The organism is Streptomyces sp. DH12 (assembly GCF_020873895.1).
Lineage (GTDB): Bacteria > Actinomycetota > Actinomycetes > Streptomycetales > Streptomycetaceae > Streptomyces.
This window is the reverse complement of record NZ_JAHWGT010000417.1, coordinates 1-628: the sequence shown is the minus strand read 5'-3', so window position 1 is coordinate 628 and position 628 is coordinate 1. Positions and strand designations below refer to the sequence as shown.

Annotated in this window: 1 protein-coding gene and 1 pseudogene; both read right to left on the bottom strand. The window is 66.9% G+C overall.

From position 1 onward, the window contains the following. A partial coding sequence (locus LPA54_RS34915) for an ABC transporter permease subunit (protein WP_228984631.1) occupies positions 1–487 on the bottom strand: 487 nt, incomplete at its 3' end. 31 nt (positions 488–518) lie between these two features. Then, positions 519–628: pseudogene (locus tag LPA54_RS34910) on the bottom strand (ABC transporter substrate-binding protein); the annotation flags it as partial.

Here is a 628-nt window from a genome sequence, read left to right as displayed (position 1 = left end):
TGACGTCGACCATCTCGTCCTTGTAGAACGGACCGAGGTTCAGCACCGGGTAGATCTGGGCCAGGTTGAACCACAGCAGCAGCTGCACGTAGACCGGGGTGCCGCGGAAGAACCAGATGTACACCCAGGCGACCCAGCTGGTCACCGGGTTCTTCGACAGCCGCATCACGGCGAGGATCACGCCGAGGACCACGCCCATGACCATGGCCAGGACGCTGATCAGCAGGGTGCGGCCGGCGCCGGCCAGCACGGTGCTGTCGAAGACGTAGTCGCCGACGGTCTGCCACTGGATCTTCTCAGCGGTGGCGAAGGCGTTGATCAGCAGGCCCACCAGGCCCAGCACGACGACGGCGCTGACCCAGCGGCCGTAGTGACGGACCGGGATGGCCTTGATCACCGCGGGTGCCACGGGGGCGGGCCCGTCGTCCTTGGAGACGGCGGCCGCCGGTCGGGCGCCGTCCGTCCCCTTGTCGAATTTGTCGGTCACTGTGACTGCCCTTCAGTCGTGCCCGGGACCGTCACTTGCCGCCGTTGATCACGGCCTTGTCGATGGCGCCGGTCTCGGCGCCCCACTTCGCGAGGATCTTCTTGTAGGTGCCGTCCTCGATGATGGCGTTGACGGCGGCCT